The sequence below is a fragment of the Amycolatopsis sp. NPDC005232 genome (genome assembly GCF_040607795.1).
Taxonomy (GTDB): domain Bacteria; phylum Actinomycetota; class Actinomycetes; order Mycobacteriales; family Pseudonocardiaceae; genus Amycolatopsis.
Genome location: NZ_JBEXHL010000009.1, coordinates 58,158 through 77,095 on the forward strand (window position 1 = coordinate 58,158; position 18,938 = coordinate 77,095).

Annotated in this window: 18 protein-coding genes; 4 read left to right on the top strand and 14 right to left on the bottom strand. The window is 69.8% G+C overall.

What is annotated here, in order from left to right:
- Window positions 1–42 precede the first annotated feature (42 nt).
- Together ABZU76_RS18885 and ABZU76_RS18890 are read left to right on the top strand one after the other, a co-directional pair.
- Window positions 43–642, top strand: a complete 600-nt coding sequence (locus ABZU76_RS18885) for a class F sortase (protein ID WP_354871006.1) — start codon at window positions 43–45, stop codon at window positions 640–642.
- Window positions 643–741: 99 nt separating this feature from the next.
- The gene (locus ABZU76_RS18890) at window positions 742–1,536 is read left to right on the top strand and encodes a VOC family protein (RefSeq protein ID WP_354871008.1); all 795 of its coding nucleotides are present in this window, start codon (window positions 742–744) and stop codon (window positions 1,534–1,536) included.
- Window positions 1,537–1,620: 84 nt separating this feature from the next.
- On the opposite strand, the gene glpK is transcribed toward ABZU76_RS18890, so the two are convergent.
- Complete coding sequence (glpK, locus tag ABZU76_RS18895) at window positions 1,621–3,126, bottom strand: glycerol kinase GlpK (RefSeq protein ID WP_354871011.1); 1,506 nt, start codon at window positions 3,124–3,126, stop codon at window positions 1,621–1,623.
- A gap of 49 nt (window positions 3,127–3,175) precedes the next feature.
- On the bottom strand, window positions 3,176–4,120 hold the full coding sequence (locus tag ABZU76_RS18900; protein WP_354871013.1) for an MIP/aquaporin family protein: 945 nt from the start codon (window positions 4,118–4,120) through the stop codon (window positions 3,176–3,178).
- 151 nt (window positions 4,121–4,271) lie between these two features.
- On the opposite strand from ABZU76_RS18900, the gene ABZU76_RS18905 reads away from it, so the two are divergent.
- Window positions 4,272–5,984, top strand: a complete 1,713-nt coding sequence (locus ABZU76_RS18905) for a glycerol-3-phosphate dehydrogenase/oxidase (RefSeq protein ID WP_354871015.1) — start codon at window positions 4,272–4,274, stop codon at window positions 5,982–5,984.
- A gap of 116 nt (window positions 5,985–6,100) precedes the next feature.
- Here ABZU76_RS18905 and ABZU76_RS18910 read toward each other — a convergent pair whose 3' ends face one another.
- The 8 genes from ABZU76_RS18910 to ABZU76_RS18945 form a co-directional block, all read right to left on the bottom strand.
- Complete coding sequence (locus tag ABZU76_RS18910; protein ID WP_354871017.1) at window positions 6,101–6,631, bottom strand: GNAT family N-acetyltransferase; 531 nt, start codon at window positions 6,629–6,631, stop codon at window positions 6,101–6,103.
- A 27-nt stretch (window positions 6,632–6,658) separates the two neighbouring features.
- Window positions 6,659–7,651, bottom strand: coding sequence for a hypothetical protein (locus ABZU76_RS18915; protein ID WP_354871020.1), 993 nt, complete (start codon window positions 7,649–7,651; stop codon window positions 6,659–6,661).
- Between the two features lie 71 nt (window positions 7,652–7,722).
- Window positions 7,723–8,340 carry a response regulator transcription factor gene (locus ABZU76_RS18920; protein ID WP_354871023.1) on the bottom strand — a complete coding sequence of 206 codons (618 nt, stop codon included), beginning with the start codon at window positions 8,338–8,340 and terminating at the stop codon, window positions 7,723–7,725.
- Complete coding sequence (locus ABZU76_RS18925) at window positions 8,337–9,560, bottom strand: sensor histidine kinase (RefSeq protein WP_354871026.1); 1,224 nt, start codon at window positions 9,558–9,560, stop codon at window positions 8,337–8,339. Before ABZU76_RS18925 ends, ABZU76_RS18920 begins: the two co-directional genes overlap by 4 nt.
- A 72-nt stretch (window positions 9,561–9,632) precedes the next feature.
- On the bottom strand, window positions 9,633–10,019 hold the full coding sequence (locus ABZU76_RS18930) for a DUF1707 domain-containing protein (RefSeq protein WP_354871589.1): 387 nt from the start codon (window positions 10,017–10,019) through the stop codon (window positions 9,633–9,635).
- 19 nt (window positions 10,020–10,038) lie between these two features.
- Complete coding sequence (locus ABZU76_RS18935) at window positions 10,039–10,608, bottom strand: DUF1707 domain-containing protein (RefSeq protein WP_354871029.1); 570 nt, start codon at window positions 10,606–10,608, stop codon at window positions 10,039–10,041.
- 54 nt (window positions 10,609–10,662) lie between these two features.
- The gene (locus ABZU76_RS18940) at window positions 10,663–12,456 is read right to left on the bottom strand and encodes an acetyl/propionyl/methylcrotonyl-CoA carboxylase subunit alpha (protein WP_354871031.1); all 1,794 of its coding nucleotides are present in this window, start codon (window positions 12,454–12,456) and stop codon (window positions 10,663–10,665) included.
- Window positions 12,457–12,549: 93 nt separating this feature from the next.
- Window positions 12,550–12,840 (bottom strand): SAV_915 family protein, encoded by a 291-nt coding sequence (locus ABZU76_RS18945; protein ID WP_285970436.1) that lies wholly within the window; start codon window positions 12,838–12,840, stop codon window positions 12,550–12,552.
- Between the two features lie 50 nt (window positions 12,841–12,890).
- On the opposite strand from ABZU76_RS18945, the gene ABZU76_RS18950 reads away from it, so the two are divergent.
- A complete protein-coding gene (locus tag ABZU76_RS18950) occupies window positions 12,891–13,628 on the top strand; it encodes a hypothetical protein (RefSeq protein WP_354871033.1) in 738 nt (245 codons plus the stop codon).
- A 92-nt stretch (window positions 13,629–13,720) separates the two neighbouring features.
- On the opposite strand, the gene ABZU76_RS18955 is transcribed toward ABZU76_RS18950, so the two are convergent.
- The 4 genes from ABZU76_RS18955 to ABZU76_RS18970 form a co-directional block, all read right to left on the bottom strand.
- The gene (locus ABZU76_RS18955; RefSeq protein ID WP_220246306.1) at window positions 13,721–15,046 is read right to left on the bottom strand and encodes a dicarboxylate/amino acid:cation symporter; all 1,326 of its coding nucleotides are present in this window, start codon (window positions 15,044–15,046) and stop codon (window positions 13,721–13,723) included.
- A gap of 91 nt (window positions 15,047–15,137) precedes the next feature.
- On the bottom strand, window positions 15,138–15,767 hold the full coding sequence (locus ABZU76_RS18960) for a nucleoside triphosphate pyrophosphatase (protein WP_354871035.1): 630 nt from the start codon (window positions 15,765–15,767) through the stop codon (window positions 15,138–15,140).
- Window positions 15,768–16,455: 688 nt separating this feature from the next.
- Window positions 16,456–18,081, bottom strand: a complete 1,626-nt coding sequence (locus ABZU76_RS18965; RefSeq protein ID WP_354871038.1) for a DHA2 family efflux MFS transporter permease subunit — start codon at window positions 18,079–18,081, stop codon at window positions 16,456–16,458.
- On the bottom strand, window positions 18,062–18,679 hold the full coding sequence (locus ABZU76_RS18970) for a helix-turn-helix transcriptional regulator (protein ID WP_354871040.1): 618 nt from the start codon (window positions 18,677–18,679) through the stop codon (window positions 18,062–18,064). Before ABZU76_RS18970 ends, ABZU76_RS18965 begins: the two co-directional genes overlap by 20 nt.
- Window positions 18,680–18,938: the final 259 nt, after the last annotated feature.

Consider the following 18,938-nt stretch of genomic DNA (forward strand, 5'->3'; position numbering starts at 1 on the left):
GGTTGGGTGCTCAGTGCGCCCTCGGGACCCGAAGGGGGAGACATGTTCAGAAAGACTTTCACCGCGGTGGCTCTGGCTGCGCTGGCCGTGCTCGGTGGCTGCGCCGCTCCGTCCGCTTCGTCCCCGCCGCCGGTGGGACATTCCCTGACGCCGCCGGCGCCCGAGACGTCCGTGGTGCTGCCGAAGTCCAAACCAGTGTCGCTGGACATCCCGAAGATCGACGCGCACTCCACGCTCGTCCCGCTCGGGCTCAACGCCGACAACACCGTGCAGGTGCCGCCGGTGAGCACGCCGTTGCAGGCCGGCTGGTACGAGTACTCGCCGACGCCGGGGGAGCGCGGGCCGGCGGTGGTGCTCGGGCACGTGGACGGCAACAAGCACGAGGGGATCTTCTTCCACCTCAAGGAAATGGCGCCCGGGGACCAGGTCTCGATCAAGCGGGAAGACGGCAGCACGGCGCGGTTCGAAGTGACCAAGGTGGACCAGGTGCCGAAGGACGTGTTCCCGAGCGACGCGGTGTACGGCGACACTCCCGACGCGCAGCTGCGGCTCATCACGTGCGGCGGGGCGTTCGACCGCGCGGCGCACAACTACGAGGACAACGTGATCGTCTACGCGCGGCTCGTCGCCGACGGTCACTGATCGCTGCTCGTTCGTGATGGTTCGCGGTTTTGTCGGTGGCCGGTGCAAGACTGTGGCCGCAGACACAATCCGCATCGCAACTGATCATGGGGAGTGCAGATGTTGTTCCGCGACGAACGCTGGCCCGACGGCACGCCGTGCTGGGTCGACCTGATGGTGCCCGACAGAACCGCGGCCAAGACGTTCTACGAAAGCCTGCTGGGCTGGGACGTCCAGTTCGGCGGCGCCGAAACCGGCTATTACGGCATGGCGCAGCTCGCCGGGCGGCCGGTGGCCGGGGTGGGGGAGATCCCGGCCGAGCAAGCCGGCATGCCGGCCGCGTGGACCACGTACCTGGCCGTGTCCGATGTGGACAAGGCCGTGGCCGCCATCACCGAGGCCGGCGGCCACGTCGTCGCCCCGCCGATGGACGTGATGACCCAGGGGCGCATGGCGATCGCGACGGACTCGACGGGCTCCGTGTTCGGCCTCTGGCAGGCCGGTCAGCACTCCGGTACGCAGGTCACGCTCGCACCGGGCGCGCTCGCGTGGAACGAGAACATGTCGCGCGACTTCGCCGCCGCCAAGACCTTCTACGGCAACGTCTTCGGCTACTCGTTCAACGACATCTCGAACGACGAGTTCACCTACGCCACCCTCGACATCGACGGCCGCCCGACCGGCGGCCTTGGCCAGGCGAACGGTGACTACGAACCGGGCTGGATGACCTACTTCTGGTCCGCCGACGTCGACGCCGCCGCGGCCAAGATCCCCGAACTGGGCGGCACCGTGACCGAGAACCCGGTGGACACGCCCTTCGGGCGGATGCTCATGGCCAAGGACAACCAGGGCGCGTCCTTCCAGCTCATGGCACCCAACGAGCAGTCCGGCACCCAAGAGGGCTGGGGCGCCTGACCCGAACGCCTGCCGTATCCAGGAATGCGAACGACCCCCGTCCGAAACCGGACGGGGGTCGTTCGCCGAAACGAAGCCGCGGGGTCAGTCGACCCAGTCGAACGTCTTCGTCACGGCCTTCTTCCAGTTGCGGTACTCCGATTCGCGGCGCGGCTCGTCCATCGACGGGTCCCACTGCTTGTCCTGCGCCCAGTTCGTGCGGATGTCGTCCTCCGACTCCCAGAACCCGACGGCCAGGCCGGCCGCGTAGGCCGCGCCCAGCGCCGTGGTCTCGGCGACCACCGGCCGGATCACGGGCACACCGAGGATGTCGGCCTGGAACTGCATGAGCAGCTCGTTCACGACCATGCCGCCGTCGACCTTCAGCGACTTGAGCGGCACGCCGGAGTCGGCGTTCATCGCGTCGATGACCTCACGCGACTGGAACGCGGTCGCCTCGAGCACGGCCCGCGCGAGGTGACCCTTGTTGACGAACCGCGTGAGGCCGACGATCGCGCCGCGCGCGTCCGAACGCCAGTACGGCGCGAACAGACCGGAGAACGCCGGCACGAAGTACGCACCGCCGTTGTCCTCCACCGTGCGGGCGTGCTCCTCGATCTCCGCGGCCGACGCGATCATGCCCAGGTTGTCGCGCAGCCACTGCACCAGCGAACCGGTGACCGCGATCGAGCCTTCGAGCGCGTAGACGGTGTCGTTGGAGCCGATCTTGTAGCAGACCGTGGTGAGCAGGCCGTTGTCCGACATGACTTTTTCAGTGCCGGTGTTGAGCAGCACGAAGTTGCCGGTGCCGTAGGTGTTCTTGGCCTCGCCGGGCGAGAGGCAGGCCTGGCCGAACGTCGCGGCCTGCTGGTCGCCCAGGATCCCGGCGATCGGCACACCCGCGAGCGCGCCCTTCTCGCGGACCTTGCCGTACTCCTCCGACGACGAGCGGATCTCCGGCATCATCGAGAGCGGAATGCCCATGTCCGCGGCGATGTCCGCGTCCCACTGCAACGTGTCGAGGTCCATCAGCAGCGTGCGCGACGCGTTGGTCGGGTCGGTGACGTGGATGCCGCCGTCGACACCGCCGGTCATGTTCCAGAGCACCCAGGTGTCCATGTTGCCGAAGATCAGGTCACCGGCCTCGGCCTTCGCTCGGGCGCCGTCGACGTTGTCGAGGACCCACTTGATCTTCGGGCCCGAGAAGTACGTGGCGAGCGGGAGGCCCACCTTCGGGCGGTAACGCTCCTGGCCGCCGCCCAGCGCGCCGAGGTCGGCGACGATCTTGTCGGTGCGCGTGTCCTGCCAGACGATCGCGTTGTACACCGGCTTGCCCGTGGTGCGGTCCCACACCAGCGCCGTCTCGCGCTGGTTGGTGATGCCGACGGCGACGATGTCGCGCGTGTTCAAGTCGGCCTTCGCGACCGCGCCACCGGCGACGGCGCGAGTGTTCTCCCAGATCTCTTCCGCGTTGTGCTCGACCCAGCCGGCCTTGGGGAAGATCTGCTCGTGCTCGCGCTGGTCGACGGCGACCACCCGGCCGGAGTGGTCGAAGATCATGCAGCGGGTCGATGTGGTGCCTTGGTCGATCGCGGCTACGTACGAAGTCATGATTGCTCCCTCGCGCTGGCGAGACCCAGCGGAAACGTGATCTTGCCGGTCATTCGGCGCCCGCCCGATGGCTCGGCTCCTCGGCCGGGACCCGCCCCGGCTCCGGCTCGACCTGGACGAGCGCGCTCTCGCGTGCCGTGAGCACCTGGCCGATGAGCAGGTCGTAGATCAGGATGCCGACCACACCACCGATGAGAGGCCCGGCGATCGGGATCCACCAGTAGTTGCTGAACCAGTCGCCGTTGCCGGGGAAGGCTTTGTTCCCCCAACCTTCGAACAGGGTCAGCAGCCTTGGCCCGAGGTCGCGCGCGGGGTTGATCGCGTAACCCGCGTTCGTGCCGAACGACAGCCCGATTCCCACGACCACGAAGCCGATCAGGAACGGCCCCATGTTGCTCTGGGGCGCGTTGTTGCGGGTGTCGATCAAGGCCGCGATGATCCCGACGAGGATCGCGGTGCCGACGATCTGGTCGAGCAGCGGTCCCCACACCCCGCCACCGAAGTACTCGGCCGGGAAGGTCGCGAAGATGGAGAACGTGCCCAATGAGTCCGGTCGCGACAGTGGTGGGTTCTGCGTGGCGTTGAAGACGTTGATCGCGTCGTGGTACACGGCGTAGACCACTGCGGCCCCGGCCAGCGCGCCGACCACCTGCGCGCCCCAGAACGGCAGCACTTTGGCCCACGCGAACTTCCGCCGGACGGCGAACGCCAGCGTGACAGCCGGATTGAGGTGCGCGCCGCTGACGCCGGCGGTCATGTAGACCGCGAACATCACGGCGATGCCCCAGCCGAAGGCGATGATCAGCCAGTTGGACGCCCCGAAGGCGACCGACTGCCGGCCGGAGCCGGGCAGGCCGACCACAGCGACCGCGACCGAGCCGCAACCCAGCATGATGATGACGGCCGTTCCCAGGAACTCTGCGAGTAATTCGCCCCCAAGGCTCGTGCGTAGTCGGCTCCAAGCGTTTGACCTCTGAGAGATTTGTTCGCTCATCGCTTCCCTCCCAATTCGCCGCGTCGTTGCGCCGAGATCGTCCATGCTGCTCTGCCACGTCGGTACGGACAAGTTTCCGGCCGGGCGAAGTGCTCGGTAGTCGTGCAATGCTGGGGGTGTGCAACAGCCAGTCGCGAGGAGGGCAGCCGCGGTGACGGAAGCGAAGCTGGGGCCGACGGTGCGCGAGGAGTCCTGGCAGCGCCTCGGCAAGGAGACCTTCGACCTGGTCGTGATCGGCGGCGGGGTCGTGGGTGCCGGGACGGCGCTCGACGCGGCGACTCGCGGCCTGCGCGTGGCGCTCGTAGAGGCCCGTGACCTGGCATCCGGCACGTCGAGCCGGTCGAGCAAACTCTTCCACGGTGGCCTGCGCTACCTGGAACAGCTGGAGTTCGGCCTGGTCCGCGAAGCGCTCCACGAGCGCGAGCTGATGCTGACCACGCTGGCCCCGCACCTGGTCAAGCCGGTGAGCTTCCTGTATCCGCTGACCCACCGCGTGTGGGAGCGGCCCTACACCGCCGCGGGCCTGCTGATGTACGACCAGATGGGCGGCGCGCGGTCCGTTCCGGGGCAGAAGCACCTCACCCGCGCGGGTGCTTTGCGGATGGTTCCTGCGTTGAAAAGGTCGTCGCTCATCGGTGGCATCCGCTACTACGATGCGCAGTCCGACGACGCCCGCCACACCATGACCGTCGCCCGCACCGCCGCGTATTACGGCGCCGTGGTGCGCACGTCGACCCAGGTGGTGGGGTTCCTGCGCGAGGCCGACCGCATCTCGGGCGTGCGGGTGCGCGACGTCGAGGACGGGCGCGAGACGGAGATCCAGGCCGGCGCGGTCATCAACTGCACCGGCGTGTGGACCGACGAGCTGCAGCGCCTTTCGGGCGGGCGCGGGCGGTTCCGCGTGCGCGCGAGCAAGGGTGTGCACATCGTGGTGCCGCGCGACCGGATCGTCTCGGAGTCGGGACTGATCCTGCGCACTGAAAAATCTGTCCTCTTTGTCATCCCGTGGCGCAACCACTGGATCGTCGGGACGACCGACACCGACTGGCACCTCGACCTGGCGCACCCCGCGGCCACGAAGCACGACATCGACTACATCCTCGACCACGTGAACACGGTGCTGGCCACGCCGCTCACCCACGACGACATCGAGGGCGTGTACGCCGGCCTTCGTCCGCTGCTGGCGGGCGAAAGCGAGGAGACGTCGAAGCTTTCGCGTGAGCACGCCGTCGCGCGCGTGTCGCCGGGCCTGGTCGCGATCGCGGGCGGTAAGTACACGACGTACCGCGTGATGGCGGCCGACGCCGTCGACGCCGCCGTGGTGGACCTGCCTGGCCGGCCGCCGTCGTCCATCACGGACAAGGTGCCGCTGCTCGGCGCCGACGGCTACCACGCGCTCGTGAACCAGGCCGACCACCTGGCCGCGCAGCACGGCCTGCACCCGTACCGCGTGCGGCACCTGCTCGACCGGTACGGCTCGCTGGTCCACGAGGTGCTCACGCTGGCCGAAGGCCGTCCCGAGCTGCTCAAGCCGATCGACTCCGCGCCCGATTACCTGGGCGTCGAGGTCGTCTACGCCGCCAGCCACGAAGGCGCGCTGCACCTGGAAGACGTGCTCGCGCGGCGCACCCGCATCTCCATCGAGTACGCCCACCGCGGCGCCGACTGCGCCGACCAGGTCGCGCGCCTCGTCGGCGAGGTGCTGGGCTGGTCCGCGGAGACGATCAAGCGCGAGGTCGACGTCTACACGGCCCGCGTGGAGGCCGAACGCCAGTCGCAGTCGCAGCCGACGGACGAGTCGGCGGACGCGTTGCGGGCTTCGGCGCCGGAGGCTCGGTCGGGGATCATCGAGCCGGTGAGCTGAGGTCCGCCAAGGGCACCTTGAGGGACTCGGATTCCCTGAAGGTGCCGTTGGCGGCTTTGAACCGAAGGGCGCCCCGGCTCGGCCGAGGCGCCCTTCGCTGAATTTTCACCGCTGGTTCAGGCCTTGCGGATCCACCTGATCAACGGCTCACCGGTCGGCGCCGGCGTCCGCTCCGGTCCGACGTACGCGAACCCGCACTTCGCGGCGACCGACGCCGACACGACGTTGCTCTCCTCGTGCCGGTAACTGATCTCCTGCAGCCCGAGCCCGCCGAAGCCGTAGCGCAGAGCCGCGCTCAGCGCCGTGCTCGCCACGCCCTTGCCCCGCTCCGTGGGATGCGTCCAGACGGAGGCCTCGGCGGTGTCGAACGTCAGGTCCAGATCCCGCAACCCGACCTCCCCGAGCAGCCGTCCGGTCGTCGGCTCCGCGACCGCCCACGAGCACCGCTCGTCGCACGACCACTGCGCCGTGCGCAGCGCGATGTACTCGGTCGCTTCGTCGAGCGTCCGCAGCCGGTAGTTCAGCACGTAACGCTTGTGCTCCGGATCGGCGAACGCCTCCATCAGCGCGGCCCGGTCGTCGAGGTGCCGGTCCGCCCGCAGCTGGCGCAGGTAGTACGCGCCCGCGTTGATCTCCACGGGTTCCACGCCACGAGCGTAACCAGAGCCGGGCCCTCAGCGCTCCCAGATGACGGGTGCGCCACCCTCGTCGAGCGGCCCGTTGGACACGATTCCGCCGATCGTGCCGTCGTCGCCGACGGAGTGGACGTCGCCGCTGCGGTAGCCGTCGGGCAGGGGCAACTTGCCGAGTGGCGTGGTGTCCTGCCAGGCGAACGGCGCGCCGGCGTTCGGCGTCGTCAGGTTGGGCAGCTGACCGGCGCTCAACCCGGTGCTGTTGACGAACCGGGCCTGGTCGCCCTGGGGCAGCGGCTCGGGGCGGTCCGGGGCGGTCCACCTGAACGCCTGGCTCGGCGGCGGGCCGTCCGGGTTCGCGAACCCGACCACCACGCCGTCGCGAATGGCGAGCGCGAACGCCGAGGAGTAACCGGCCGGGAGGGCCAGCGGTGTGCTCGCCCCGTTCTTCCACAGGTGGTCCGAGAACAGCACGGTTCCGTCCTCGTCGAGGTCGCGTGCGTCGGCCCACTCACCGGTGTGGGGGACGATGACCAGGCCTTGCCCGAGAACGGGCCACAGTGCGACGGTGTCCTTGGCCGGGTCGTCGGCGAAGAGCAGCGCCAGCACGTCGCCGCGGTCGTTGAGCGCGGTGGCCTGGCTGCCGACGTAGCCCGAAGCCTCGGGCAGGAGGTGGAAACCGTTGCCGTCCAAGAGGAATCCGCGGACGAGGCCGGTGTCGTAGTCGACCGCGTCGCCGAGGACCACGCCCGAGCTGTTCTCGTCGACCACCCTCGCGAACTCGTACCCCGCCGGGAGCCCGCGCACGGTGGGCTGCCCGTTGGTCCACGTCACGACCTGTGAGGTGCCGTCGATGGCGAACTCGCCGGCGAAGCCGCCGTGGCCGTCGGCGCCCATGAGGAAGCCGGTCGCGTCCTCGTGCCCCTTCGGCAGGGGCAGCAAGGTCGCGTGCCAGGTCTCCGCGCTCGCCGGGACCGCCCCCAGGCCGGTCACGACGACAGCGGTCGCGGCGACCGCCAGTGCTCTGAGCTTCATGTAATTTCTCCCCTTTGTCGGAGAGTTCACGAAGCAGACGAACCGGACGTTGTCCGGCAAATGGGTGAAGGTCAGAGCAGCCCGCGCCGGTAAGCCTCGCCGACGGCGGCCGCGCGGTCGTTCACGCCCAGCTTGGCGTAGACGTGCAGCAGGTGTGTCTTGATGCTGGCCTCGCTGATGAACAGCTGGTTCGCCGCCGCGCGGTTGGTGGCGCCGGCGGCGACCAGCCGCAGGACATCGAGCTCGCGGGAGGTCAACGCGCCCGGCTTCGGGCGGCGCAGCGGCTCCATCAGGCGGGCAGCCACCGCGGGCGCGAGCACGGACTCGCCGCGGGCGGCAGCACGGACGGCGTGCTGCAGGTCGGCGACGGGCGCGTCCTTCAGCAGGTAACCCGTGGCGCCCGCCTCGATGGCGGGCAGGACGTCGGACTCGGAGTCGTACGTGGTGAGGACCAGCACGCGCACGGCGGGGTGCTCGGTGGCGAGCCGGCGGATCGCGCCGACGCCGTCGAGCTCGGGCATGCGCAGGTCCATGAGGACGACGTCGGGGTGATGGCGCGCGACGAAGGCCAGCGCCTCGACGCCCGTGGCCGCCTCGCCGATCACCTCGATGTCGGAACAGCCCTCGAACGCGCCGCGCAGGCCGTCGCGGACGATCGGATGGTCGTCGGTGAGCAGAAGGCGGATCATCGGTCCGCCGGGATGGCCGGGAGCTGCACGTTGACCGCGGTGCCTTCGCCCGGTGCCGATTCGAGCGCGAACGTCCCCGCCACACGCCGCACGCGCTGGCGCATCGCCTGCAGGCCGAAGCCGGTGCCGTCGCCACGCGCCGGTGACGCGGGGTCGAAGCCGGCGCCGTCGTCGCGGACATCGAGGAGGACGACGTCGCCGGCGTAGGTGAGGGAGACGGCGATCCGCGAAGCGCGCGCGTGTTTTTCCGCGTTGGCCAAGGCTTCCTGCGCCACGCGGTACAGCGTCACCTCCAGCTCCGGCAGCAGCGGAACGGGTTCGCCGGAGGTCTCGGCCGTCACCGCGACGCCCGACGTGTCCGTGACGCGCCGCGCCAGGTCCGCCAACGCCTCGGGCAGCCGCGAGTCCGTGAGCGGCTCGGGCCGCAACGCCTGCACGGCGCGGCGGGCCTCCGTGAGGCTGTCCTTGGCGAGCGTGTGGACCTGGGTGAGGTGGCGCTGCCGGGACTCCGCGGACGAAGCCCGGTCCGCGGCCTGCAGCTGCGTGACGATGCCGGTGAGGCCCTGCGCGAGCGTGTCGTGGATTTCGCGCGCCATGCGCCGGCGTTCGTCGTGCACGCCGGCCTCGCGCGCCTGCGTGAGCAGCTGCGCGTGGAGCCCGGCGTTCTCCTCGAGCGCTGTTTCGAGCCGCGCGTTGGCCTCGGCGAGGGCCGCGTTGGCGCGTCGCCGCTTGTCGTTCTCCGCGCCGACGAACCACGCCGCGTACAGCATCGGCCCGACTACCGAGACGACGAACACCCAGGCCGGCGTCGGCGTGTCCGCGCCCCAGATTCCCTTGGCCAACAAGGGAACCACAGCCGTCGCGGTCACGGCGAAGATGCTCCAGCGGGCGGCGAACAGCACGAACGCGATGGGGTAGCCGATCGACGCGAAGGCCGTGTACGTGGTGTCGAGCGTCGTGAGGGCGGCCGCCCCGGCCAGCAGGCCGGCGAAGAACCCGACCGCGAGCCACGGGTGTCGCGCCCGGCGCGGGAACAAGGGCACGAGCAGCAGCAGCCACGCCGCCGACAGGCCCGCGACGACGAGCGTCACCGCACCGACGTGGTCACCCGCCGCCCAGATCGTGCACACGGCGAGCGCCACGATCCCGATCGCGGCGAACAGCGGCCCGGCCAGCCGCTCGCCGTGCGGGTGCACGACACCCGGCACCACACCCATCATGGGCGCGATTCTCGCAGCTCGACGCGCGCGCCGGGGTCCACCGTTCGACGCCGGCCTCCACCGATCGGTGGATCAGCGCCGGCGCCAGCCCGTGATCAGGAGGATCGCCAGCGGCAGCGCGAAGACGAGGATGAGCCGCCCGCGCGACAGCACGAACACCGCGATCGCCACCACCACCGCGATCGGCACGGCGAACCGCAGGGCGAAGCGCATCAACGCGCTGTCGCCGGCGGGGCTCGGAGCAGGCACGGCGGTGGCCCCGGGCCGCGAAACGGCCAGCAGCGCACTCGGCCGGGGTGAGGGCAGGTCGTCGAACAGGGGTTCCAGGTCGCTGACCCGCTTGGCGGCCGTGACCTTGGCCGAGCGGGTGCCGTATTCGTCGACGTCCAGGCGGCCGGTGCGGACGTGCTCGGAAAGCACGTCGAGCGCGTCCTGGCGTTCCTCGTCGCTCAGCCGCATGTCGGGCACGGGGTACGCCTCACCAGCGGTCGCGTCGGCGACGGAACTCGTCGCGCATCTCGTCACGCATCTCGCGACGGGCTTCGCGGTGGTCGATGCGGTGTTCGCGGTGGCGGTCCCGGTGGTTGTGGTGGTTGCCGCCGCCGTGGCCCCACAGTGCCCGGCCGATGATGCTGAGCGCGATCGGCGCGATGACCAGCGGCCACGCGGGCAGCGTGCCCGTGGCGATCAGCGCGATCGTCGCGATCCACACCAGCGGCACCAGGGCGGCCGCCGCTCGCTGGCCACCGTTCCACCCGTCCGGCCGGGCCACCGTCGTCTGCGGAGCGGTCGCGGGAACCGGAGGCGCGGCGGGAACAGGTGCGGGCGCGACGGGCGCCGCACCGCCGTACACCGGGTGCGGAGCAGGGAGGTCGTCGAACAGCCCCGCCAGCTCACCCCGCGTCTTGGCCGCGGTGATGCGCGCCGAGCGCTCCCCGTACTCGTCGATGTTGATCCGCCCCGCGCTCATGTGCTCACCGAGCGCATTCAGCGCGGATTCCCGTTCCTGGTCACTGATCCGCAGTTGCGGAGACGGAACCTCTGTCACACCGACGATGGTATGCCGCAGCGGGCCCGGGGACCCACGACATTCGGCACAACTTCAGTCCTTGAGCTCCAGAAGTTGCGTGCCCTGGGTCACGGCGGCGCCGACCTCGACCGAAAGCCCCGTGACGGTGCCCGCTTTGTGCGCCGTGACCGGGTTTTCCATCTTCATCGCCTCGAGGACCACGATCAGCTCGCCCGGCTCGACGTGCTGGCCTTCCTCCACCGCGATCTTCACGATCGTGCCCTGCATCGGCGCCGTGACGGCGTCGCCACTCACCGCTGCCTTCGCGCCGCCCGAGCGCTTGCGCGGCTTGGCCTTCGTGGCCGTCGCCCCGCCGGAGCCTTCGAGCGCGAAGCCGCCCGGCAGCGACACCTCGAGGCGCCGGCCGCCGACCTCGACCACCACGTTCTGCCGCGGGGCCTCTTCCTCGGCCTCGGCATCAGGTGCGACGAACGGCTCGATCTTGTTGTCGAACTCGGTCTCGATCCAGCGCGTGTGCACCGAGAAACCGTTCTCGTCGCCGATGAACGCCGGGTCGTCCACGATCACGCGGTCGAAGGGCAGCACGGTCGCCATGCCCTCCACCACGAACTCGGCCAGCGCGCGCCGGCTGCGCTCGAGCGCGTTGTTGCGGTCGGAACCGGTGACGATCAGCTTCGCGAGCATCGAGTCGAACTGGCCGCCGATCACGCTGCCGGACTCCACGCCGGAGTCGACGCGCACGCCGGGGCCGTTGGGCGAGATGAACTTCGTGACGGTGCCCGGCGCCGGCAGGAAACCGCGGCCGGCGTCCTCACCGTTGATGCGGAACTCGATGGAGTGCCCGCGCGGCTCGGGGTCTTCCGTGATGCGCAGCTTCTCGCCGCGCGCGATGCGGAACATCTCGCGCACGAGATCGAGGCCCGTCGTCTCCTCGGACACGGGGTGCTCCACCTGCAGGCGGGTGTTCACCTCGAGGAAGGAGATGGTGCCGTCGGTGGCCACGAGGTACTCGACGGTGCCGGCGCCGTAGTAGCCGGCTTCCTTGCAGATCGCCTTGGCCGATTCGTGGATGCGCCGGCGCTGGTCGTCGGACAGGAACGGCGCGGGCGCCTCCTCGACGAGCTTCTGGTGGCGGCGCTGCAGCGAGCAGTCGCGCGTGCCGACGACGATCGCGGTGCCGTGCTGGTCGGCCAGCACCTGCGCCTCGACGTGGCGCGGCTTGTCGAGATAGCGCTCCACGAAGCACTCGCCGCGGCCGAACGCGGCCACCGCCTCGCGCGTCGCGGACTCGAACAGCTCGGGGATTTCTTCACGCGTACGGGCGACCTTGAGGCCGCGCCCGCCGCCGCCGAACGCCGCCTTGATCGCCACGGGCAGGCCGTACTCGTCGGCGAACGCGATGATCTCGTCGGCGTTCTTCACCGGCTCTTTGGTGCCGGGCACGAGCGGCGCGCCGGCGCGCGTCGCGATGTGCCGCGCGGTCACCTTGTCGCCGAGGTCGCGAATGGACTGTGGGCTCGGGCCGATCCACGTGAGCCCGGCATCCAGTACGGCCTGGGCGAAATCGGCGTTCTCCGACAGGAACCCGTATCCCGGGTGGACGGAGTCGGCGCCGGAACGCTTGGCCACGTCGAGGAGTTTGTCGATGGAGAGGTAGCTCTCGGCGGCGGTCGTGCCGCCCAGCGCGAACGCTTCGTCGGCCAGGCGCACGTGGGGTGCGTCGCGGTCGGGATCGGCGTACACGGCCACACTTTCGAGACCCGCATCCTTCGCCGCCCTGATCACGCGGACCGCGATCTCACCGCGGTTGGCGACGAGAATCTTGGTCACCGGACCACCCGTGCTCGCGACGTCCTGCTCGGTCACCCGGTACCTCCCGTGAGCTCCACTGCCTGGTGTCCCGGAGTCTACGGACCGCACTACCCGCTTGGATGAGAGCTGGACCACCCGGTGGTTTCGTTATACCCGCGCGGTGTGGCGCAGCTCGACCGGGAGTTCGGAGTCGAGCACGATCACGTCGTAGGGGTTGACCTGGTGGATCTTCGGCAGGTGCTCGGTGTTGATCATGATCCACGGCTGGTGCTCGCCGCAGCAGTCGATCAGCCGGTCGAGCGCGGTGAACGCGACCAGCGCCACGCGGCCGTCGGGGGTGCGGCGCAGCTCGATGTTGGCACCGGTACCGCCGTCCGTGGTCCCGGAGACCGGGCCGGTCGGCAGATACAGGGCCGGGGGGAGGTTGGGGTTCGTCACCGGAACAACATAGACGGCCACCCTCCGCAAGGTCGCCTACAGTCTCGGATATGCGGATTTCGCCGACCCGGACCCCGAGGTCCGCGCTGCTCACGGCGGTGCTCGCCGCCGTGGTGACGGTGGCCGCGCTGGTGGTCGTCGTCGTGCTGCGCCCGAAACCCGACGGTGCGCCCGGCGTTCCGCCCGTGAGCCTGGAGCCGGCGGCGCCCACCACGGCGACGTGCGGCAGCGGCGCGTGCCGCCAGCTGGCCGCGATGACCGTGGGCGGTACCCCGGTCGTGCTGCTCTCCGACGCGTCCGGCGGCTGGGGGCGCGTGCAGGTGGGGCCGCAGCCCGGCACGGAGTTCGAGCTCGCGATCACCACGATGGGGGCGAAGCTGACTGCGGAGTCGTTGCGCTGCATCGCGGGGGAGACGTCGGCGTGCCTCGTGACCGGCGACGTCGGCGGGGGCGACGGCGCGGGCGGCGCGTTCGGCGAGCTGCTCGTCGGCTCGGGCGGGGTGTGGCGCGACTTCGGGAAGCCCTACTTCGCCGACGCCGGCACGCTTTCGCTCTTCGACGTCGACACCGACGGCCGGCCCGACGTGATCGTCGTGCGGCACGAGTGTCCGGATGCGACACCGGGCACGCCCAAGTGCCAGGCCGCGCCGGTGCTCGCCGAGGTTTACCAGCTCGACGGTACGGAGCTCGGCTGTACCAAGAAGGTGGCGTCGCCGTCGGATCTGAGGGGGTGGCCGCAGGTCGAGGTGCGGGCCTCGGAGCTGCGGCCGTGTGCGGACGGCGGCTGAGTTCGGCTGGTGCTGTTGCCCAGCCGCCGTCGCGTCGGATCAGGCGGTTTGGTCAAGGCTGCTTGGTGACGCTGTTTGGTCAGGCGGTTTGGTCAGGCACTGACCGGCTCGGCCTGGACCTTGGGGGCCGGGGTATCGCGCACCGTGTCGTCGAGCAGGCCTTCGGCGCGGGCGACGATGGTCGGGACCACGATCTGGCCGGCGACATTGGTGGCCGTGCGCATCATGTCCATGATCGGGTTCACGGAGTAGATGAGCGCGATGCCCAGCGCCACCTGCTTGGCGTCGAGGCCGATGAACGCGGTGGTGAGGGTGAGGGCGGTGAGCCAGCCCGTGGTGCCGGCGGTGGCGAGCGCGCCGAGCACGGCGACCACCACGATGCCCACGTACTGCCCGATGCTCAGCTGCACGCCCGAGAGGTTCGCGATGAAGATGGCGCCGATGGCAGGGAAAACGGCGGCGCAACCGTCCATTTTGGTCGCACTGGCGAGCGGCGTGGCGAAGGCGGCGTAGGACGGTTCGACACCCAGGTTCACCGCGGCCTGGCGGGTGAGCGGCAGCGTCGCGGCGGAGGACTGCGAGGCGAACGCGAACTGGATCGCCGTGCCGGCCTTGGCGAAGAACGTGGCCGGGCTGATCTTGGCGACGAACTTCAGCAGGATCGGGTAGACGACGAACAGCACCAGCAGGCAGCCGACGTAGACCGCGGCCGTGGTGGAGAGCAGCGGGCGGAAGAGGGCGTCGCCGTAGTTGGACACGGCGGCGCCGATCAGGCCGGCGATGCCGAGCGGGGCCAGACGCACGATCCAGCCGAGGTAGCGCTGGATGATCTCGAAGACGCTCGTGGTGAAGTCGACGAACGGCTTGGCCTTGTCGCCAAGGCTGTAGGCCGCGGCGCCGATCAGCACGGCAAGAAAGAGCACCTGGAGGGTGTTGCCGTCGGCGAAGGCGGAGAAGAAGTTCTGGGGGAGCAGACCGTCGATGAAGGAATCCCACGAACCCCAGTTGCTCACGCTCTTGGCGGCCTTGTCGGCGTTCTTGGCCGTGGCCGCGATGCCCGCACCGAGGCCGCCGGCGCCGGGGCTGAACAGCGTGCCGATCGCGATGCCGATGAGCGAGGCGATGAACGACGTGATGGCGAACCACAGCACCGTGCGGCCGCCGAGGCGCGCGGCCGTGCGCCCGCCGCCGAGGCCGCGCAGGCTGGTGATGCCGACCACGATCGCCGTGAAGACCAGCGGGATCACCGCGATCTGCAGCAGCGTCGTGAAGATTTCGCCGATTTCGTGGAGGACGTTGGTCAGCGTTGTGGCGCTCGTCGTCCGGGCGAGGACGCCGAGCGCCGCGCCCACGACAAGCGAGCCGATCACCGCGGCCGCGAAGACTCGAGGTTTGGTGTACGCGCGGAGGAAGGACACGAAGCCACCCCAGAGGTCGAAAGTTCCCGTTCAGGCCCGAACCGGGCCGAACATGAACTTTCTTCGATCACTCGGTGGAGTGAAAGTCTTCTCAGAATGTGGGAGGCGTCCAGAGATCCACGACACTCACGCCGACCTCGGTCAACAGGCGCCGCACGAGCGGCAGGCTGAGCCCGATGACGCTCGACGGGTCGCCCTCGATGCCCTCGACGAACCAGCCGCCGAGCCCGTCGAGCGTGAACGCGCCCGCCACCTGCAGCGGCTCGCCGGTGGCGATGTAGGCGTCGAGCTCCTCGGCGCTGGGTCGTCCGAAGTGGACGGTGGTGCGCTGCGTGTCGGCGGCTTCCTTGGTGCGGTGGCCGTTCTCGACGCGGATGATGGCGTGGCCGGTCAGCAACTCGCCGGAGTTGCCGGCCATCACCTCCCACCGCCGCCGCGCGATCTCCGGCGTGCCGGGCTTGCCGACCATCTCGCCGCCGATCGACAGCATCGAGTCGCACGCCACGATCACCGCGTCGGAGTGGATACCGGCCACCTCGGCGAACACGGCGTTGCCCTTCGCCGCGGCGAGTGCCATCACGAGCTCATCGGGCGCTGGATCGGTGAGCGCCGCGGCCACGACGTCCTCATCGACGCCGGACACCACGACACTCGGCTCAAGCCCAGCGGCGCGCAACAACGCGAGACGGGCGGGGGACTGGGAAGCAAGTACAAGACGCACGGGTGAAAGCTACCGCGCGTAGCGAGCGTTGCCGAATTGTGACCTGCAACACCCGAACGTGGAGCTAGTTTGTTGTTGCTCGCAACATATCGACTCAGCTCGCCTCGACGGTATCAAGGCAGATGCCGGGAAGGGACCACGGTGCCGCATGACGGTCCGGGTGACGGAATCCACGCCGCCGAACAGGCTGCGCTCCGCGTGGTGGGCACGCCTGCGCGCGCCGAAACACCGCGACCCAGTTCGTGCTGGTGGTTCTGAGGCGCTGAAGAGCTCCCCACCTCTGCGCGGGTGAGCCTGCTGCCGCCCGGCCGGCCGACTTCGGCCGTGCCTGGCTGCTGACCCCTCGACTTTTCTCCCGCGGTAAACGTGCCGCCCCTCGGCCCCGGCTCCCGCACCGGCGGCCGAGGGGCAGCACGTCTTTTGTGCCGTATCCGCGGAGGCTCATGAGCACAGGTTGGTGGGACCGGCTTGGCCACTTGCGGGGCGCGGTGGTCCGTAGCTGTCGCCCGCCGCCGGCCTGAGGCGTCGTGCGTGAGGTGCGCTGCCGGCCAAGACTCGTCGGCGATCGTCTTTGCTCACGTGGCAACCTCGACGGCGGGCGGCCTTGTGGTTGATCGGCGCACCCTTCGCCAAGCCTCGTGAGCGCGGGTTGAAGCCTGCGCTCACGAGGCTCGGTGTGCCTGCCAAGTCAGGCGGTGACCGGGGTTTCCGAGGTGGTCGGGGTGGTGGCCGTCGGGGCGGGGCGGGGGGTTACGCGGCGCAGGAAAGCCGCCGAGAGGACGCCCAGGATGAGCACGGCGATCGGCAGGATCAGCGTGGCGCGGGCGGCGTCGGTGAGGCCGTTGTGGACGGCTTCGGAGGCGAGGCGGCCCGCCTGGGCGGCGACGTCGGCGGGGAGGCCCGGGATGGGCGCGGGGCCCGCGGAGGAGCCGAACTCGCCGGTCGAGGCGGCGGCGTGGGCGATGCCGTCGGCGAAGGGCTGGCGGTACTGCTCGGGCAGCTGCGCCGCGGCGGTGGTGGCCTCGTCGGCGATGGAGGCGCTGATACGGGCCTGCAGGAGCACGCCGATGGCCGCGCTGCCGAGGACGCCGCCGACCTGGCGGGCGGTGTTGAAGATGCCCGACGCGGTGCCGGCGAGCTGGGGCTGGACCGAGGCCATGGTCAGGTTGCTCATCGGCGAGAAGATGCAGCCGATGCCGAGACCGCAGACGAGCAGCGCCGGGATCAGCGCCCACGGGCTGGTGTCCGGGCGGGCCTGCACGGCGATGATGCCGATGCCCACTGCGAGCAGGGAAAGCCCGCCCATCACGAGGTACTTGCCGTTGATGCGGTCGGACGCGCGGCCCACGAACGGCGCGATGACACCCGACAGCAGCGACATCGGCGCGGTCAGCACGCCGGCGAGCGTGGGGCTCAGGCCGAGCACCGTCTGGATGTAGATGATCAGCGGCAGGAACATCCCGGTCATCGTGAAGCCGACCGTGGTGGCCGTGAGCGTGCCTGCGGAGAAGTTGCGGTTGCTGAACACGTTGAGCGGCACGAGCGGTTCGCGGCGGTTGTACTTCTGCCACAGCACGAACGCCACGAGCAGCACCACGCCGGCGCCGATGAACTCGAACACCGTGATGCCGGCGAAGACCGTGCCCCAGTCGTACTGCTGGCCGTTCTGCACGCCGAACACCAAGCAGAACAGCCCGGCTGCCGACAGGAAGATGCCGATGAAGTCGAAGGCGTGCGCGTGTTTCGGCTGCCAGTCGGGCACGAGCAGCACCGTCAGCACGATGGCGATCACGCCGATCGGCACGTTGACGAAGAAGATCCACTCCCAGCCGAGGTGGTCGACCAGCACGCCGCCCAGCAGCGGGCCCGCGATGGTGGCCAGGCCGGCGACGCCGCCCCACGCGCCCATCGCCGGGCCGCGCTTGGCGGGCGCGAACAGGTGCGTGATGAACGCCAGCGTCTGCGGCGTCATCAGCGCGGCGCCGAGGCCCTGCACGGCGCGCGCCGCGATGAGCATCTCGACGCTGCCGGACAGGCCGCACCACAGCGACGCGCCCGTGAACACGACCAGGCCGGCGAGGAACACGCGCTTCGGCCCGAAGCGGTCGCCCAGGCGGCTGGTGAACAACATCGGCACGGCGTAGGTCAGCAGGTAGACGCTGATCACCCACACCACGGAGTTCAAGCCCGTGTTGAGCTTATTCAGCATGTTCGGCACGGCGATGGACACGATGGTGGTGTCCAGCAGGATCATGAAGAACCCGAGGCACAACGCGCTCAGCGCGGCCCACGGGTTAGCTTGTCTTGCGTTCATGGTCTTCCTTGATGAGGCTGAGGGAGGGCTTCTCGTCCTGGAACCGGATGCGCCCTGCGGAAAGATCGGCGTGCAGGCGTTCGCACCACTCGAGCTCGAAAGCCCGGTGGGCGGCGGCGTAGCGGAAGTCGAGCCAGTAGATCTCGGGGACCGCGTTGTCCCGCACCTTCTTGAACATCACCTGGTCGGCCGCGATGCTCGCGCGCAGCAGCGTGAGGCGGTGCTCCAGCTCGGCCAGCGACTTGTCCCGGCCGAGGTCGTCGATGACCGCCAGCCCGCTGAGGAACTCCGGGTACTCCTGGGCGACGTCGCCCAGCATCTCCCGAGCTCGCTGCTCGAACACGTCCTTGCCGGCCGCTGTCATCGCGTACACGGTCCGCTCAGGACGCCGACCGTCGCGCTGGGTGTCGACGATCTCGACGAAACCGTTGTGCTGCAACCGTTCCACGGTGTGGTAGAGCGACCCGGCCTTCAGCTTCACACGCTGGTCCACGTAGCGCTCGCGCATGAGCTGCGCCATCTCGTAGGGGTGCATCGGCTTCTCGTGGAGAAGCTCCAGCACGGCCACCCCCAGAGCGGTCAGCTTCGCCGCAACCATGGCTGTTGATCCTTTCGAGTGATCCGGCGTGGTTATTCCATGTGGACTATATGCAAGGGGACTATACGACTTCGGGTACGGGCGGGTCCAGTGCGATTTGCGCTGGTGAGCGCGCTGTCGCGCACGGTGATGGCAAGGCTTGGGCCCGACGAAGACACCGTAACCGGCGGCACCGACAAAAATCGCGGTCGCTGTGCGTGACCAGCGCAAACGACGATGCCCGCCGCCCCGGATAAGGGGCGACGGGCACCGAAAGGAC

Bases quoted from the DNA above. Each gene is read 5' to 3' on its own strand.
- ABZU76_RS18885 (WP_354871006.1), top strand. From the start codon at position 43: ATGTTCAGAAAGACTTTCACCGCGGTGGCTCTGGCTGCGCTGGCCGTG.
- ABZU76_RS18890 (WP_354871008.1), top strand. From the start codon at position 742: ATGTTGTTCCGCGACGAACGCTGGCCCGACGGCACGCCGTGCTGGGTC.
- glpK (WP_354871011.1), bottom strand. From the start codon at position 3,126: ATGACTTCGTACGTAGCCGCGATCGACCAAGGCACCACATCGACCCGC.
- ABZU76_RS18900 (WP_354871013.1), bottom strand. From the start codon at position 4,120: ATGAGCGAACAAATCTCTCAGAGGTCAAACGCTTGGAGCCGACTACGC.
- ABZU76_RS18915 (WP_354871020.1), bottom strand. From the start codon at position 7,651: ATGAAGCTCAGAGCACTGGCGGTCGCCGCGACCGCTGTCGTCGTGACC.
- ABZU76_RS18920 (WP_354871023.1), bottom strand. From the start codon at position 8,340: ATGATCCGCCTTCTGCTCACCGACGACCATCCGATCGTCCGCGACGGC.
- ABZU76_RS18925 (WP_354871026.1), bottom strand. From the start codon at position 9,560: ATGATGGGTGTGGTGCCGGGTGTCGTGCACCCGCACGGCGAGCGGCTG.
- ABZU76_RS18930 (WP_354871589.1), bottom strand. From the start codon at position 10,019: ATGCGGCTGAGCGACGAGGAACGCCAGGACGCGCTCGACGTGCTTTCC.
- ABZU76_RS18950 (WP_354871033.1), top strand. From the start codon at position 12,891: ATGCGGATTTCGCCGACCCGGACCCCGAGGTCCGCGCTGCTCACGGCG.
- ABZU76_RS18965 (WP_354871038.1), bottom strand. From the start codon at position 18,081: ATGAACGCAAGACAAGCTAACCCGTGGGCCGCGCTGAGCGCGTTGTGC.
- ABZU76_RS18970 (WP_354871040.1), bottom strand. From the start codon at position 18,679: ATGGTTGCGGCGAAGCTGACCGCTCTGGGGGTGGCCGTGCTGGAGCTT.